The organism is Flavobacterium cellulosilyticum, from assembly GCF_004349355.1.
Taxonomy (GTDB): Bacteria; Bacteroidota; Bacteroidia; order Flavobacteriales; family Flavobacteriaceae; genus Flavobacterium; species Flavobacterium cellulosilyticum.
The window spans coordinates 12,493-29,228 of sequence record NZ_SMFK01000019.1 but is presented as its reverse complement, the minus strand read 5'-3'; the positions used below and the strand labels follow the sequence as shown (position 1 = coordinate 29,228).

Below are 16,736 nucleotides of genomic sequence, written 5' to 3'. Positions count from 1 at the left end.
TAAATTTTAAAAAATAGCAAAATGAAAAAAAATGTATTAAAATATTATATCGCTGCCTTTTACTTGTGTTCAACTTTCGTAATGTTTGCACAAGCACCAGATGGAGGAACAGGAATAGAAGGAGATGGAGATACCACTCCTGTAGCTCCTATTGATGATTATGTATGGGTTTTAGCCTTGATAGGATTAGCTTTTGTATTTATAAAATTGAGAAACTACACGAGACAAACAAATCCATCTTAAGTTACAATTAATATTGGTTTTGTTTTTTTAAAGATGAACCCTGCTCCATGGGCAGGGTTTCTTTTTTATTTTATTTTAATAAATATCAAATTTAATTTCAGTTTTTAAAATAAGTATTCATTTCAAAAATTTTAAATTATGAATAACAATTTCAATTCTAATCTAAGTAGAGATAACTCAACTACGATTCCATTTGTATCTCAAACAATTTTAGATAACGGAATCCTTTTAGTGTTTAAAAACAAGGAGGATAAATACATTTTATTTTCTAAAATTGGCCGGATATTTATCAATAAATCTAAATTAAGCACTTCAAATAAATTGAGATTAAGTGCAATTGCATTGATGTTAGTTTTTCTAATGTTACTTTATTTACCAATAGATTTTATTGTTTTTGCAATTTTATTTGTTTGTATTCCAATTTTAATAAAAATACATAAATTTAAATGGTATCAATTCAATGTAAATTTATTAGATGGTACTTTATATAAAAAAAGATTTTTCATGAACTCAAAACAAGATCATGTTAATATGGTATATCTTGTTAGGAAGGAAATCTATAATTATAATTTATCATTAGATCTTGAATTTGTAAATAGCTTAAAACTTGAAATTATAGATGAGACTTCTAAAAGCAAACTAGCCGCCCCCTTTTTTATATAATGAAATATTTTACTATAGACAAATCTTTTATCTTATTCACGACGACATAAGCTCAGCTGAAGAGCTATTATTTAACGATAGCTTATAATTATAACTAATAAGGGCCGTTGATTTCGTCCTTATTTATACGTTTTGTTCACTCCTCCTACATTTAATAAAACAAACCTTATTTGGATTTATTTATTGGATTTAAATAGCTAATAATTTCTTTTCAGAACCAAATTTATGCCTAGGCATGACCTTAAACCAGATTCCATAAATATCCATCTATTTTACCAAAGAGGAGAATTTAATTAAAAACAGGACCTTCTGATAACATATAACCCAAATTCCGCATTAGAAATCTACTACAACCTAATTCTTCTTCAAAACCAAGTACGTACTCCTTTTTTTAAAAATGAAATACAATGTATTCCTTCTTTAACAAAAGTCCGTGCGCACTTGTTTTTATTGAATAATTCAGTTTCAAAACGAAGTCTAATGCGGAATCTGGGTTTAAGAAAACACAGATGTAAATTGCTTTTACTATAACTTGATTTCTTTGATAATTTATCAAAAACAACTTTACCAATTATCAAATTCTAATCCCAAATTTACTTGCTGTAATTCAAAACAGATGAATTGCAAGAGTTAAATCATTAATTGCACTCTTTACATTTAAATTGTTTTTTATTTTGTTGAGTACCCCATTTTATCGTGTAATGATTCATACACTTTGAACAATGTTTTTTTGAAGTTTTTATAAATAATAACAGTTTCTTACTTGAGTCAAAGTTGAACTGTCAAAATAAACGAATTTCAAAAAACTTTTGGAATCTTCCAGTTTTATGATGCTTAGCAGCTTTTTTTTACCAACTCTTTTTCATTTTTACACCAAAATAGTAGATAAAAAAAATAGGCTATCCAAACTGGAATAGCCTATTTTAAAATTAAAACAAAATTATTATTACTGCACAATTACTTTTACTGATTTTTCACCATCAACTGATTTTACGTTTACAATATAAACACCACCCTTGTTAATATCTAAATTAGTATCTGAATCTGTTTTAGTCGATTTTACTACTGCTCCCAAAACGTTGTAAACTTTAACTTGCGTACTTGATTTTATGTTAGATAAGAAGATTCTATTGTTTTTAGCATATACCATAACATCAGATTGTTTTTTGAAGCTTGTGGTAGCTAAAGAAGGAGTGGTCACAGTTGCTCCAGTAACTTCGATTTTATAAAGGTTACTAGACGTTGTGTCTCCATAAATATAAATTTTCTTCCCCAATGCCTGAGCAGCAGAAATATTAACCGTAAAAATAACTAAATCTAGATTACCACCACTATTAGAAGTACCTGAACCTAGAATAGCTGAACCATCAGTACATAAAACAGAACGAACGGCTCCATTAGAACCCGTTTTAAACCAAACCTTTACTGTACAGGCTCCACTTACGGTAAAATAGACATAACGCTGTGTAGGTAATACATTACCTGCTGTTCCACCACCTCCACCATTCAATTGGAAGCGATTCACTCCTACATATAAGTCATCAAACGAAGCTCCAGACGCATTGACAGCACCGAAATTTACAATTCCTGTATTGGCTGGGTCATTAGAAAATAATCCTAATTTATCGATGACGGCTTCAGTTCCAGCACCAATAGTACCAACTCCAGAAGCAGTAATAGGCCAATATCCACCACCGTTATTACCAAAATCCCAAGTTTTCGTTTGAGCATTAACAGTTAATCCTATAAATAGTATAGGAAGAATTAAAAGAAGTAATTTTTTTTTCATAATAAAAATTTTTAGTTGTTTTATAGTTTGCAATCGATTACACAAAAATACTAATTATATTAAATTAAACAAACTAATTAACAATTAAATAAAAAAAAAGGAACTATAAGCTAATATTCATTTTTTTATTCTAAAAATGATAGTAATTGACTACAAATTCATTTTTTTAAAAATAGAATCCCAATTTGAAATTTAAATATCCCTTCACGTGAAATTTATTTGTTTTAGGTTGGTTCAAGTACTTTATATTCGAGTAAATGAAATTAAAGAATTATTGTTTTAAAAGCAAAATAAGACTAAACGCCTCATTTTACTTTTAAAACTTGCTGTTTTGAGTTAAAAAGTTATCAGTTTGGTGTTTTTTTCACCATCTGTTGCTTTAACGACAACAATCCAAGTACCTGGATTTAAATTAAATTTTGTTTCTATATTGGTTTCAAATGATTTTACCAATGTCCCATTAATAGTGTAAACTAAAACTTTAGTTTTTGATTTAATGTTTGAAACCACAACTGTATCCTTATAAGCATAAACATTTACAGTAGTTTGAGTTTGAAATTTTTTGTTAGCAAGCGAACCATCAGCAGCAATTAAGACTGGAATAGGATCCCAATTATCGGCACCTTTGGTGAAATTGAAAGTAGATATTGCGGTACCATCGGTCAATGTAGGTACAGACAATAATGTAGCCCAAGAAGCACGACTAGCGTTATTGTTGACTCCTGAATTTTCTATTGTACCGTACTCGTACATTTTAGGAGATTCGCCACTTAATGAATTATTCCATCCCAAAGGTACAATAAGTGATTGTCCAGCATTTGCAGGAAAATTAGTTGTTTCGATTGTTGTGTTATAAAAAACGACTTCACTAGTATTGGCAGCCCAAGGACGTCCAAAATAACCTGGTTTAGAGCGATACACCGATGCTGTTTCTGTACCTGGAATAGCAGTCGTTATTTTACATTCGTACATCAAATACCCTCTTCCTGTAGCTTGTTGTGCAGCTGTTAAATAAGAAGCGTCATTACTGGTATCACTGGTATTCATTGCAAAATCTGTCTGATAAAAAACAGCATTCATACCACCAAAAATATAATCCGTAGAACCCATCATAACTCCTTTGTACACCACTACCCTAGCAGTTGTTCCTCCAAAGAATGAATCTTGACGACCTATAACTCGACATTTATTTAATATTACTTTGTCAATTCCGTTTTTAACAGCAAAAGCAGCAGCTCTTTCTACAAAAGCTTTATCTTGAACGGCAACGCTTCCGAATGTTGTAGAACGCACTCCCTTGTTTCCTGAAGCTAATTCCACTACATCTTGAGATTCTTTTAATGAAATATATTGGTTATATGAATTCTCTATTATTATATCTTGGGCTGTAAATCCGTTAGCACTTATTAAAAGTGTTGCATTCCAATAGGAATTATTGGTAGTACCACTTACGTTCACATAAGGCTGAGATCCATTTTCTTTATTTATTCGCAGAACGTCAGCATCCCATTTTTGATTATTTTTCATACTATAATAGTTGTAACCAATACCATAATACGATGTTATTCTTACTGCATTAGCATCAATATCTACCCCTTTGTTCAACAAGTTTATATTTGGAGTTGAGGCAGCGTTTTTTAAAGTTACATTAGGTTGAGTAACATCTATCATTTCTTCATAATTCCCTGGATCAATCATAATCGTAACACGATCGGTAGCAGTTCTATTCATAAATGATACAGCAGTAAGAGCCGCATTGATTGTTGGATAATTTTTTCCTACACCTACGGTAATTATTGGTGAATAGGTTGTAGTACCTCCACCTACTTGAATATTGGTAAAATAAGAGGTAAGCGACGAACCTCCTACAGTTATTGTAACATATCCAGGATTAGTTTCTGTACCTGTATAGGTATATTCAACATTTTCAAGAATATTAGTACTATTGCTAGTGGTAATAATTGGGGCTCCGCCTTCGATAGTGAAATTGGCAGCATAATAATAGGTAACTAATACTTTGTCACCAATGTTGCTTACAGGTATTTTAATTGTAGATCCTGTTTTAGCAGTTAAATCTCCTTGGGCGATACGATTTGAAACCGTTCCTGTCAATAACATTCCTTTATATCCAACCGTTGTTGTGGTTGAAATTGTTTTATCTTCAAAAGACCAAATAGTTACTGGTTTAAAAACCACATTTTTTGAAGTAGCAACGCCATTCACTTTTAAATTAGAAACCAAACCTGCATCAACAGGATAATCATCTAACCCGCTTAATGCAACACTATAAGTTCCGTTTCGCAAGCTTATTCCTGTAACAGAATTGAAATTATACACATAGCCACTTTCATTTAAATTCGTAAACGTCATTTTTAAATTACTCAATTGTATTCCAGTTAAGCCCGTGGTATTAATTGAAACTCCATAGGTTGGTTTTGGCGTAAATGTAATATTAGCTGATGTGGCTGCTGTAATGGTAATCGTATTGGCAATAATTTCATTGTCGTTTACTCCTTGCCCAGAAATTGTATACTGAGTGTTCGCTTCTAAATCTACAGTATAAGTTGCATTAGTTGTATTGATAACTGGTTTAGGAACATAAACTTTATTAGCTGCTGGGTCTGGCGTATATACTAGTGCTAGTTTTGATATACCACTCCCTAAGCCTGAAATTGAACCACTAAGGTTGTATAAGAACACTTTTACAACCGTCATATTATAGGTTGTGGTAGCATCTGTTACAGCCAAAGATTCTCCATTACTAATGATATATCCATTGGCATTCACCAAACTCATTTGGTAAGTAAAGCCTGCAGGAAGACTTACATTAAATGAACCAGCTGCTACTGGGGCTGTCCACACTTTACCCGCTGGATTTGTAAATGAAACAGAATAACCACCTATCCCAGGAGCGCCAGTTTCATCAATAGAACCCGTGATAGATTTGTAATTAGCAGGTTTTCTTAGGATTCTGTAATAATTCCCTTTTCCTGTTAAACACGATATTTTAAAATCTCCCGCTTGTTTTGCCTGAAATTTTACCAAACTAACAGTTGTTCCAGACTGTACAACTGGAATCGATTCCGATTGATTGGTACCCGCTGTAGTATTAACAATAGTCAATGGAAAACTTCCAGTTTCAGAACTTGAAACAATTGTTACCTCATCATCAACAGCTAATGTTAATGTAAAAAATCGAGTTGTAGTAGAAGCGTTACCATTACAATAATAGCGTGCGGAATAATTTGCATCTGTAGTTCCAATATTTCCCATTGCATAGCGAGTAATTGCAGTATTAGTTGTGTATAATCGATCCGAGCCTCCCGTTTTAAGTGTCAACACACCTGGAGTTAGTGTAAGGACTGTTGATGAAGGCAAATTAGTCGCATTTGTACCTCCAGCAACTCCGGGATACCAGGCATTAATATCGTCAACAGTCAATTTATTATTATACAAATTGGTGTCTAATTGTTGGCCTCCTAAATCCCAAACATCTGTTTTCTGAGCTTGAACAAAAGAGATGGAAAGCAACATCGTCAATAAAAGTAATTTTAATTTCATAATTAATTAATTTAAAAAAATGAGACATTAAGTATTTGATTGCCTAAATAAATGCAATCGTTTTTATATATGAGAATTGTATATTAGTTTTCAAAAGCTCCTATATCTGGAGCAGCAACATTAAAAGGCATCCTACATTGATACCCTTATCAATTAATTTGCTACCACTATTTAAATGAAAAAAGGTAACATCCGGCAAACTCCCATCGGCTTTTCTTGGAGCTAACAATTCCAAATAATCGATACTTTTAAAATCAGCTTCCGAAACCACCATTCCGTCTTGCCAACTATGTTCGTCATATCGACTATCGTAGCAGATGTTAGTCCAAAGACACCCAAAGTGTTGCTGTTTTTAACAATTAATTTCCCTAAAGGAATGGTAGTTCCAAAAGAGTAATTCACTGCATTTAAATAAGAAGAACAATTGTATAATGTCACTTCTCCTCTGTTACTGTGGTGGTCAAAACCTTTGGCGGCATTCCCTGCTGCAATACAATTTGTATAAAGTGCATTGTGTTTTAAATCTTTCGTATCACTTCCACCTGTTATGAAACCATTTCCACCATCGGTATTTTGTGTTTTCTAATAATAAAAAAACAGATTAACAATTAATTGTAAACAAAAAAAAAGGAGATGCAAAATAGTTAATAATGTCATCTCCTAATCTTAGTATTTAATATAGTTTAATAATAAATCTACCTTTAAATTGGTACTTACTATTAATAACCATAATCGTTAACTAATTTATTGTTACTACTTTCAATGAAAACTTGCCATATTGGCCAAAACTGTCTTGCATCCGGATTAGCTCCTGCTTTATATAGAGAATTGGATTTAGCTTCTGCAGTCGCACCTACCCATGCCCAACTAAGTGATGTATATCCAACTCCTGGATCTGTAATTTCCCCACGATTTAAACCATAAATAATTAAAGAAACATTATCAGTGTTGTATTTGAAATACAAGGTGGTCGGTACAGTGGCATATTCTCCAGTACGTTGTTGGAAACGAGTCATTTTAGATTTTGCATCGTCTAATTTGGTTTTCAATAAATTCCAACGAATAAGGGCTTGTTTACGCTCCATTTCTCCTGTAAACTCATATTTATGTTCTTCAACAATCGCATTAAACATGGCTTGTTTTGAAGTAATAGCATTTACATACGCATCCACTTTTACCGCTTGAGAGGCAGTAGAAAAGGCTCTTTTACGAATTTCTTTTAAGTAGGGTGCAGCAGCAGCTGGTCCTTCTATTTCATTCGCTGTTTCAGCAGCTATCATAAGCACTTCTGCGTAACGCATGTACATTTTGTTTACACCATCATCATTTGTAGAGGTTACAAAACGTTTCATCCATTCATAACGGTATTTACCAAAATACCATATTTCTGATTTATCTTTAGTTAAAGTTTGTTTAGCAATTCCAGAAACTGCTGCACCATACATATACGGCACACAAGTTACATCTCTACGCATATCGGATTGATCGTAATCATAAAATACTGTAGGAAGTGGACCTGATGTTCCACCTCTATTCGCTCCATTAGCATGAAACTGATCATTTGAAGTATGTTTTACTGCAAAAGTAAACAACATTCTACCACGACCATCAGCAAAAGGAAGTTCCCATAGTGATTCTCCACCTGCATTAATATCCTCTTGATTGTATTTTCTCCATAATCCTTCAAATGTAGGCTCTAATTTAGCCGTACCACTTGTGATTACTTCACGACATTCGCTAAGCGCTAACTTATACATTTTATCTACTGAAAGTTCAGGATCTGTACTTTTTCTAACTCCATCAGGATATTGCTGAAAACCACTCGCTACCAATGCCAAACGAGCACGAAAACCTTTTACAAAAGCTTTGTTTATTCTTTCAACAGTTGCTGTTGCAGGAGTTGCTTTTGGCCAAGCAACTAATGTAGCAGCTTCACCTAAATCTTTTATCAGTTGTTTGTAAATTTCATCACGATTTGTTTTTGGCAAATATATTGTTGCATTCGTAATAGGGTCAAAACGCATCGGTATATCACCCCATGATTTCAATAAATCAGCATAGTAAATAGCTCTTAAAGTAAGCGCTTCTCCTAATAATTGACCTAGTTCAGAACCTGGAGTTGGATTTCCAAAAGCACGTAAACCACGTACACAAATATTGGCACGTTCAATTCCAGAATACATCATAGCCCAGGCGTTGTTTGGGGTATTCATTTCGGTATTATTTGCTGTAGCACTATAGGTACAAAGTTGTGATTTAGCATCATCATTTTGTGAATTATTAAACCATTCTATATCCGTATTCAAACCATAATAAGGTAAAAAACGACCTCTATAGGAATTGGTTTCCGCAAAGGGAATCTTAATTCCGTCTATAGCTCCTTTAGCTAAACTTGGAGTAGAAAATATAATAGATTCATCCAAAGTTGATTTTGTGGGTGCTTCTAAAAAATTATCTATCGAATCTTGACACGAAGTAAGAAATCCTGATAGAATTAATCCTGAAATTATTATTATTTTTTTCATCTGTTGATTTTTATTGTTTTTTAATAGTCAGATGAAATTCGCATTTAATATTGGTTATTGATACCATTTTAGTTTATGCTCATTTCATCTTAATATATATTATTTAATTAAAAAGTAAGGTTTAAACCAAAAACAACTTGCCTACTACGTGGATAAGCTGAAGAATCTACACCAGGAGTAAGCGGAGTTTTTCTTCTTGTTGAAACTTCAGGATCTGGCCCTGAATAGTTAGTTAGTGTAAATACATTACTCATTGTTTGATAAAATCTCAATTTTGAAATACCTAATTTAGAAACAAAAGAATCCGGTGCAGTATAACCAATTGTAAAAGTGTTTAATCTTAAGAAAGAAGCATCTTCCATTGCCCAGTCACTAACTATGAAACGATCCATTTTAGGGGACCACATTGTAGTAGTCGCATTTAATGCCTGTAAAGCAGTTGGATCTGTTACTAATGTACCTGAAACAGGATCTAGATTAGTCCATCTTTGACCATCAGCCATCACTGTGCTCAGATTTCTATATTGACCGTTTGGTGATGATGCAGTAGTACTAAATTCTATTTTATTGGCATTATACACATCATTACCATAACTCCAGTTGAAAGCAGCCATAAAATCAAATTGATGCACATTTGCATTGATCACTAAACCTCCTGTATGTTTCGGATTTGAATTTCCTATAATTGAAACATCTTTTGCGTTAACAATACCATCGTTATTAATATCTTTTAATTTCATAGATCCTGGAGCAACAGTTCCAATTAAAGTGGAATTACTAACTACACCTTCAGGATTTTTGGTCACACCATCAGCAAGGAAATAAGGTTTCAATGTATAAGCTCCTGTTGTAGTATTATAGGTAAAATCTGAAACTTCATACCTGCCATCGTTTTTGAAACCCACCATCATTCCCAGTGGCTGACCTACATTGACGGCATAATCATTTGTTGGTAACATAGTAGAATTCCATGTACTTGACCAACCAAAGTTGTCCATGATTCCCAATGAATTAATATTGCTTTTATTGAAGCCAATATTAAAATTAAAACTCAATCCATAATCTTCTTTATCAATTGCAACAGCATTAAAACTTAGTTCAAGACCCTTATTTTGATTTGCTCCCATATTTCTGTATTGGGAATCATATCCACTACCACTTACAGGAAAATTAATCAATAAGTCACTAGTAACGTTTTTATACAAGTCCACAGTACCACTTAAACGATTTTTCAAAACACTAAAATCGATTCCTAAATTTTGCGTTATGGTTGTTTCCCATTTTAAATCTGGATTTGCCATTGTTTTTGAAGCAGCCCAATAATTTGAAACATTGTTAATCCAAGCTGAATTTGAAGATTGAAATGTTTGAATGATTTGACCCGTTGGTATATTATTATTTCCAGCCTGACCATAACTTAACCTCATTTTAAGTGCATTCAACCATGAAGCATTCTTCATAAAGTTTTCTTCATTAATTTTCCAAGCTACAGCAGCCGATGGGAAATAGCCCCAACGATTATCACCCAAAAATTTACTTGAACCATCTGCACGGTAGGTAGCTGTAAATAAATAACGGTTTTTGAAGTCATAATTTACACGGCCAAAAAAGGAAAGTAATTTATCATCTGGACTGTAGTTGTTATCTATTGATTGTGGTATACCTTGAGTAGTAAGATTCATTGCTTTCTCAAAACTAAAAGTTTTTGGATACCCTTGTATAGCACTAGTTACAGTATTACTTTGATAATCAATCATCTCTTCTCCTAAAAGGAATTTAAAATTATGATCTTTCCCTAATAATCCTTTTAAATCATAATTTATAGTATTTGCATTTCTAAAACGTTTTTCTTTTTCATCACTCATTACAAGCGATGGTGAACCTTGATTTACTGCAAGTGGAATGTTACTAGCATAATAAGTAGAACGTCCGTAAAAACGATAATCCAAACTATTATAAACATCCAAACCAAAGTCAGATTTAAACTGCATGTTATTTATAATCTTCCAAGAAAAACTACCTAACATATTAAAATTTGTTCTAATTTGTTTGCGATCATTATCCGCTACAGCTACAAATGGATTTACTAAATAACTCGAAACTGCTTCATCAGTATCGTCAGTAGTCAAACCTGGTAAGTCAATAGGAGAATAACCCACAACATGTTTCAAACGGGAATCTGCTGTAGATATCTCTTTTTGTTCATTAGCTCCTGACCCACCAATTTGCGTATTAGAGTATCTAATGGTAAAACCAAGGTCAACTTTATCACTTGTTTTATTCTTCAAATTTAGAGACAAATTATTCCTTTTATAATTAGAACCTACCATAATAGCAGTTTCATCATAAAGCGCATAATTAAAATTATAACTCAATTTATCGGTCCCACCTCTAACACCTAAATCATGACTTTGAGCAGTACCTTTTAGTCCATAAATTTCTTTTTGCCAATTAGTTGCCTCAACCCCAGCGTAACTTTGCCATGGTCCAAAATATTTGTCATAAGATGTTGTAGATCCCTTTGGATTACTAGAAAGCAAAGCGTATTCGTATTGCCATTTTGCAAAATCTTGTGGATTGAGCACATCTATATATTTAGCTATATTTTTAGTACCATAAAACACATTATAACTCACAGCAACCTTATTATTTTTACCACTTTTAGTAGTAATTATAATAACACCATAGGCTCCTCTAGAACCATATATTGCTGTTGAAGACGCATCTTTCAATATCGTAATGTTTTCAACATCAGATGGCGAAACATCATTCATACTGTTCACAGGAAATCCATCTACAATAATCAAAGGTGAACTGTCTTGAGTCAAAGACCCACCACCTCTTACTCTAATTTTGATTTCTGAATCAGGAGAACCTTCTGATGAAGTAACTTGTACTCCAGCTATACGTCCAGTTAATGTTTCAGCAATATTAGCTACAGGTACTTTTTTAAGATCGGCACCTGAAATAGTAGCAACAGAACCCGTTAAATCGGATCTTTTAGAAGTACCATAACCAATCACTACAACTTCATCTAATTTAGAAGTAGCGCTTTTTAATGACACATTAATCGACTTTTTTTGTCCTACTAATTGAGTTAAATTCTCATATCCAATATAGCTAAAAACCAACTCGCTTTTAGGACTAACAACACGAATCGTGTATTTACCGTCAATATCAGTACTTGTAGAATTTTTCGTTCCTCTTTCTACAACATTAGCTCCTGGAATTGGCATTCCAACTTCATCCAAGACAACACCACTTATGGAAGGTTTTGTTTGAGCATTCATTTCATTAATCATAAATAAGCTAAGAAAGAGCATAATAACAAAGCTCAATCTTTTGCTTTTTTTAAATACTTGTTTTGCAATCATGGTTTAAATTTTAGTTGGTTTGAATTCTATTTTAATTTATTATACACTAATAATTTATTTGAAAAATTTCAAGAAAACAATATTAGGCAATCGATTACGCAAACTTATGAATTAATTTCAATATAAAAAAAACAAAAAGATAAAAAAAACACATTTCGTATTTTATTTGTAAATTAATGTAAAACTTATGATAAATACATGTTTGCACTAAACATATAATAATAGTTTAAGCTATAATAGAAGAAATAAATAAGAAAATGACAGAGAGAAAAGAATGGAAATTATAAAAATATTTACATTTCAACAAAATAAAATAGTATTTTTAGAAAGATTCTCATGCGTTGATTAAAAACAACAAATATTCGAACCGTATAGTGTTAGTCAAACCCTTATTAAGTATATAGAAAAAACACTATTTTATAAGAATAGTAATTTTTATAAAATAATATTTCTTGAAGAGGAATCTCTAATTAGTAATTGAGATTTTAGAACTACTTTCTTTTCTATTTTTATGTTATCCTTGTTGTTGATTTGTTCTAAAAAAACTTTGGCAGCCATTTTTCCCATTTCTAAGGGGGCTTGATCTACTGAAGTCATTGAAAGTTCCATAAATTTGGTAAATGGTTCGTCTCCAAAACCTACTACACAAAAATCTTTTGGGACTTTAATACCTTTCATTTTCAATTGTTTTATTGCTCCTAAAGCAGTAAAATCACTGGAGGAAAAAATGGCGTCAGGTGGGCTTTCTAAACTAAAGAGCTCATCAACAGCTCTTTTACCATCTTCTAAAACACTCTTGGTTTGAATCACATAATCTTGATTAAATGCGATTCCATTATCTTCTAATGCTTTTTTATACCCTTTGAAACGGTTTTCAAATATTTCCAATGTTTGATTTCCCATAAAATGAGCAATACGAGAACAGCCCTGTTTTATTAAATGTACGGTAGCTTCATATGAAACATCAAAATCGTTTATAGTAACTGAACTGACTCCTTCGATATTCTTCTTTCTATCAAAAAAGATCAAAGGAACATTTTTTTCTATAATCCTTTTTAACAAATTACTATTATCTGAATTTACATTAGAAACTGACATTAAAATTCCATCAACTTGAGCATTTAACAAGGTATTGATACTTTCCCCTTCTCTCTTTTCGTTTTCGTGAGATTGACAAATAATAACATTATATTGATGTTCATTTAATTCTTCCTCAATTCCTCTAATAACCGATGCAAAAAAATTACTATCAATACGAGGAACAATAACACCCACATTAAAACTCTTTCCACTACGTAATGCTAAGGCTAATTTATTTTGTTTATAATTCATTTTAGCAGCAGTCTCCATTACCAGTTTACGAGTACTTTCACTAATTTTTGGATTATTATTTAAAGCTCTTGAAACTGAAGCTGCAGTAATACCGAGCTCTTTTGCAATATCATAAATTGTGGTTCTACGTGTCATATTAAAATGTGTGTGAAAAATTTTGGTAAATCTATAGTAAATAAATCAAATATTTAATGAATTTAATATTTTATTTGTATGTTTGCGTAATCGATTGTCTACTTTTAATTTCAAACTTCAAAAAATATAGTTATGTCTTCATTACGAAAAAAATTTAAAACAAAGAATATAATTAAATTCCTACTTGTTGCTCTTTTTATTTCTACAACTGCCAATGCACAGAAAGATCTGGATACTAAAAAATATTGGAAACAAAAAGAAGCTATAGTTTGTGGTATTAAAAAAACCAATTTCCATGCAAAAAAATATAACATAATTAAATATGGTGCAATATCAAACGGAATTTTTGATAATACACTTGTCATAAAAAAAGCCATTGAAGCTTGTACTAAAAATGGTGGTGGAATGGTATTAATTCCTAAAGGCAAATATTTATCCGGAGCTATTCATCTTGAAAACAATGTGAATTTACATCTTGAAGAAGGAGCTGAAATTATTTTTAGTGTAAACCCAAAAGATTACCTTCCTTTAGTTCATACCTCTTTTGAAGGAACCGAATTGATGAATTATTCTCCTTTAGTATACGCTTATAAAAAAACCAATGTTGCAATTACAGGCAAAGGTATTCTAAATGGTCAAGGCAGTAATAAAAATTGGTGGCCTTGGTCTTCTGGTTCTCAATACGGTTTTGTAAAAGGTGCTCCAAGTCAGAAAGACCCTGAAAATCGAATTCGACTAGTGGAAATGGCTGAAGAAGGACTGCCAGTAGATAAAAGAGTTTTTGGCGAAGGTCATTATTTAAGACCTAGTTTTGTTGAGTTTTTTGAATGCAACAAGGTTCTTATACAAGATGTTACAATTACAAATGCTCCTTTTTGGGTTATTCATCCTATCAAATCTACAAATGTGATAGTTGATGGAGTTACCGTACAAAGCCATGGTCCAAATAATGATGGTTGTGACCCTGAATATTCTAAAAATGTACTCATTAAAAATTGTACTTTTAATACAGGTGACGATTGTATTGCAATTAAATCGGGTAGAGATGCCGATGGAAGACGGGTTGCAATGAAAAGTGAAAACATTATAGTTCAAGATTGCAAAATGATTGATGGTCATGGAGGGGTTGTTATTGGCAGCGAAATTTCAGGAGGAGTTAGTAATGTTTATGTTGAAAACTGTGTAATGGACAGTCCTAATTTAGAAAGAGCCATTCGAATTAAAACAAATTCGAACCGAGGTGGATTAATTGAAAATGTCTATGTTAGAAATCTAGAAGTTGGTCAAGTAAAAGAAACACTACTAAAATTGAACATGTTTTATGAAGTATATGGAGCAAAACCAGGTACATTTATTCCACAAATTCAAAACATATACCTTGAAAATATAAAAGTAAAAAATGCGGGTAAATTTGGAATATTAGCCAAAGGATATGCTGAATCTCCAATAAAAAATGTAAATCTAAAAAATGTAGTTATTGAAAAAGCTGATAAAGAGTATTCAATAGAAAATCTAACAGGTTTAAATTTGATCGAAACCTACATTAATGGAAAAAAAATTGAAAGCCCAAAAGCAGAATAGCAAAGTATATTGAAAAAAAATTATAATTCGAGAATCTATATATGAAAAAAATAGTTTTTTTTTGATATCATTTTCTAACGTTGGTTTTACGCAAGAGACATTTCCTCTTGATACTACATACAATCTAAAAAGTGTTTACAAAAAAATAAAAAAAAACTATCCTTTTATTAGTTATGTAGCTCCAAGAAACTATGAAAATGTTATTGAAATAAAAGAAATCGTTTATAAAAATAGTAAAGAACGAAAACTTTATTTGGATGCATATTATAAAAATAATAAAGAGAGAAATCCAGCTGATGTTATTATTCATGGGGGAGGCTGGAGTTCTGGCAACAAGTCTCAAATGGAATATTTTTCTAAAGAACTTGCTTCAAAGGGATATTCGTGTTTCAATATAGAATTTCGGCTTTCTGGTGAATCGCAATACCCAGCTGCCATTCACGATGTCAAAAATGCGATACAGTTTATCAAAAAAAAAGCACGGGAATATAATGTAGACAGTTCCAAAGTGGCGGTTTTAGGTTGTTCATCAGGTGGTCAAATGGCTGCTCTAATTGGAACCACGAATGGCAATTCTGATCATGAAGAAAACAACAAACAGAATAATAAAATTTCTGCTGCTGTAAATGCCATCATAGACATTGATGGAATTTTAGCCTTTAAACATCCCGAATCAATAGAAGGAGTTGTAGCAGGATATTGGCTTGGTGGAGGTTACGAAGAAATACCAGATGTTTGGGAAAAAGCCTCCCCATTACATCATACGGATAAAAATACTCCTCCTATTCTATATATAAACAGTAGCATTACTCGATTTCATGCAGGTAGAGAGGATATGATTGCTATTTTAAATAAAAATAATATATATAGTGAGGTCAAAACAATTTCAGATTCACCCCATTCCTTTTGGTTTTTTAATCCTTGGTTTGATGAAACGATAGTGTAGACAGAACAATTTCTTAATAAAACATTTAAAAACTAAAAAATAAATTCATTTTATAAAATGAAATATCTAATTTAATCGCTATGGTCGCCCTTCTTGGATTTATATCTTGCCAATCACAAAATATAACAAAATCATCAACCAATTCGGGTGCTTATGACGAAATTTCTATGAAAGAAGGAGACAAATGGGATGGCCGAAAATACATTGGCGGAACTTTTAAAAATGTTACTACTTTAAAATTGGCTCCAGAACATACCGATCATTCCTTTGATATTCGTTATGAAGGATGAGGTTTCGAAAACAAACATATTGCGTATCGTTTGTATTTAGATTGGAGAAATGCAATTGACATTTTTGGTAAATACGCTGGTACAATCGTCCTTCCAAAAGTTGGACTTGATGGATTTGATTCATATCATGAAAAATGTGTTTGGGAATCTGATATTCTAAAAGCAGGAAAAGCTATGGGAATTGGTTCAATTGGACGATATGTAAATATGGAAGTTTTACATTTTAACAAGGTTGATTCTAATTTAGTTAATGTGCAAAATAAAAAAACCAATCGGATGTATCTGTAAATTATTTTG

The 16,736-nt window shown here is 32.0% G+C and carries 12 protein-coding genes; 6 read left to right on the top strand and 6 right to left on the bottom strand.

Going from position 1 to position 16,736, the window contains the following annotated elements; genetic code table 11:
- Nucleotides 1-21 precede the first annotated feature (21 nt).
- Together E0F76_RS17535 and E0F76_RS17530 are read left to right on the top strand one after the other, a co-directional pair.
- Nucleotides 22-243 (top strand): hypothetical protein, encoded by a 222-nt coding sequence (locus E0F76_RS17535; protein WP_132009268.1) that lies wholly within the window; start codon nt 22-24, stop codon nt 241-243.
- Nucleotides 244-381: 138 nt separating this feature from the next.
- A complete protein-coding gene (locus E0F76_RS17530) occupies nt 382-906 on the top strand; it encodes a hypothetical protein (RefSeq protein ID WP_132009265.1) in 525 nt (174 codons plus the stop codon).
- Nucleotides 907-1,852: 946 nt separating this feature from the next.
- Here E0F76_RS17530 and E0F76_RS17525 read toward each other — a convergent pair.
- From E0F76_RS17525 to E0F76_RS17500, 6 genes are all read right to left on the bottom strand, one after another.
- Nucleotides 1,853-2,695, bottom strand: a complete 843-nt coding sequence (locus tag E0F76_RS17525; protein WP_132009262.1) for a T9SS type A sorting domain-containing protein — start codon at nt 2,693-2,695, stop codon at nt 1,853-1,855.
- Between the two features lie 336 nt (nt 2,696-3,031).
- Complete coding sequence (locus E0F76_RS17520) at nt 3,032-6,256, bottom strand: hypothetical protein (protein ID WP_132009259.1); 3,225 nt, start codon at nt 6,254-6,256, stop codon at nt 3,032-3,034.
- Between the two features lie 222 nt (nt 6,257-6,478).
- Nucleotides 6,479-6,694 carry a hypothetical protein gene (locus E0F76_RS19400; protein ID WP_165932736.1) on the bottom strand — a complete coding sequence of 72 codons (216 nt, stop codon included), beginning with the start codon at nt 6,692-6,694 and terminating at the stop codon, nt 6,479-6,481.
- Between the two features lie 281 nt (nt 6,695-6,975).
- Nucleotides 6,976-8,781 carry a RagB/SusD family nutrient uptake outer membrane protein gene (locus tag E0F76_RS17510; protein ID WP_132009253.1) on the bottom strand — a complete coding sequence of 602 codons (1,806 nt, stop codon included), beginning with the start codon at nt 8,779-8,781 and terminating at the stop codon, nt 6,976-6,978.
- Between the two features lie 107 nt (nt 8,782-8,888).
- A complete protein-coding gene (locus E0F76_RS17505; RefSeq protein WP_132009251.1) occupies nt 8,889-12,155 on the bottom strand; it encodes a SusC/RagA family TonB-linked outer membrane protein in 3,267 nt (1,088 codons plus the stop codon).
- A gap of 435 nt (nt 12,156-12,590) precedes the next feature.
- Nucleotides 12,591-13,622 carry a LacI family DNA-binding transcriptional regulator gene (locus E0F76_RS17500; protein ID WP_132009248.1) on the bottom strand — a complete coding sequence of 344 codons (1,032 nt, stop codon included), beginning with the start codon at nt 13,620-13,622 and terminating at the stop codon, nt 12,591-12,593.
- A gap of 132 nt (nt 13,623-13,754) precedes the next feature.
- On the opposite strand from E0F76_RS17500, the gene E0F76_RS17495 reads away from it, so the two are divergent.
- From E0F76_RS17495 to E0F76_RS19945, 4 genes are all read left to right on the top strand, one after another.
- The gene (locus E0F76_RS17495; RefSeq protein ID WP_132009245.1) at nt 13,755-15,203 is read left to right on the top strand and encodes a glycoside hydrolase family 28 protein; all 1,449 of its coding nucleotides are present in this window, start codon (nt 13,755-13,757) and stop codon (nt 15,201-15,203) included.
- 61 nt (nt 15,204-15,264) lie between these two features.
- Nucleotides 15,265-16,149, top strand: coding sequence for an alpha/beta hydrolase (locus E0F76_RS17490; RefSeq protein ID WP_246022106.1), 885 nt, complete (start codon nt 15,265-15,267; stop codon nt 16,147-16,149).
- An 80-nt stretch (nt 16,150-16,229) separates the two neighbouring features.
- A complete protein-coding gene (locus E0F76_RS19795; protein ID WP_246022105.1) occupies nt 16,230-16,439 on the top strand; it encodes a hypothetical protein in 210 nt (69 codons plus the stop codon).
- A gap of 30 nt (nt 16,440-16,469) precedes the next feature.
- Nucleotides 16,470-16,727: a DUF4861 family protein gene (locus tag E0F76_RS19945; RefSeq protein WP_281275298.1), complete on the top strand. Its 258-nt coding sequence runs from the start codon at nt 16,470-16,472 to the stop codon at nt 16,725-16,727.
- The last annotated feature ends 9 nt before the right edge of the window (nt 16,728-16,736 follow it).

Excerpts from the sequence above, each read along its gene's own strand:
- E0F76_RS17535 (WP_132009268.1), top strand. The coding sequence starts at position 22 with ATGAAAAAAAATGTATTAAAATATTATATCGCTGCCTTTTACTTGTGT.
- E0F76_RS17530 (WP_132009265.1), top strand. The coding sequence starts at position 382 with ATGAATAACAATTTCAATTCTAATCTAAGTAGAGATAACTCAACTACG.
- E0F76_RS17525 (WP_132009262.1), bottom strand. The coding sequence starts at position 2,695 with ATGAAAAAAAAATTACTTCTTTTAATTCTTCCTATACTATTTATAGGA.
- E0F76_RS17520 (WP_132009259.1), bottom strand. The coding sequence starts at position 6,256 with ATGAAATTAAAATTACTTTTATTGACGATGTTGCTTTCCATCTCTTTT.
- E0F76_RS17510 (WP_132009253.1), bottom strand. The coding sequence starts at position 8,781 with ATGAAAAAAATAATAATAATTTCAGGATTAATTCTATCAGGATTTCTT.
- E0F76_RS17505 (WP_132009251.1), bottom strand. The coding sequence starts at position 12,155 with ATGATTGCAAAACAAGTATTTAAAAAAAGCAAAAGATTGAGCTTTGTT.
- E0F76_RS17500 (WP_132009248.1), bottom strand. The coding sequence starts at position 13,622 with ATGACACGTAGAACCACAATTTATGATATTGCAAAAGAGCTCGGTATT.
- E0F76_RS17495 (WP_132009245.1), top strand. The coding sequence starts at position 13,755 with ATGTCTTCATTACGAAAAAAATTTAAAACAAAGAATATAATTAAATTC.
- E0F76_RS19795 (WP_246022105.1), top strand. The coding sequence starts at position 16,230 with ATGGTCGCCCTTCTTGGATTTATATCTTGCCAATCACAAAATATAACA.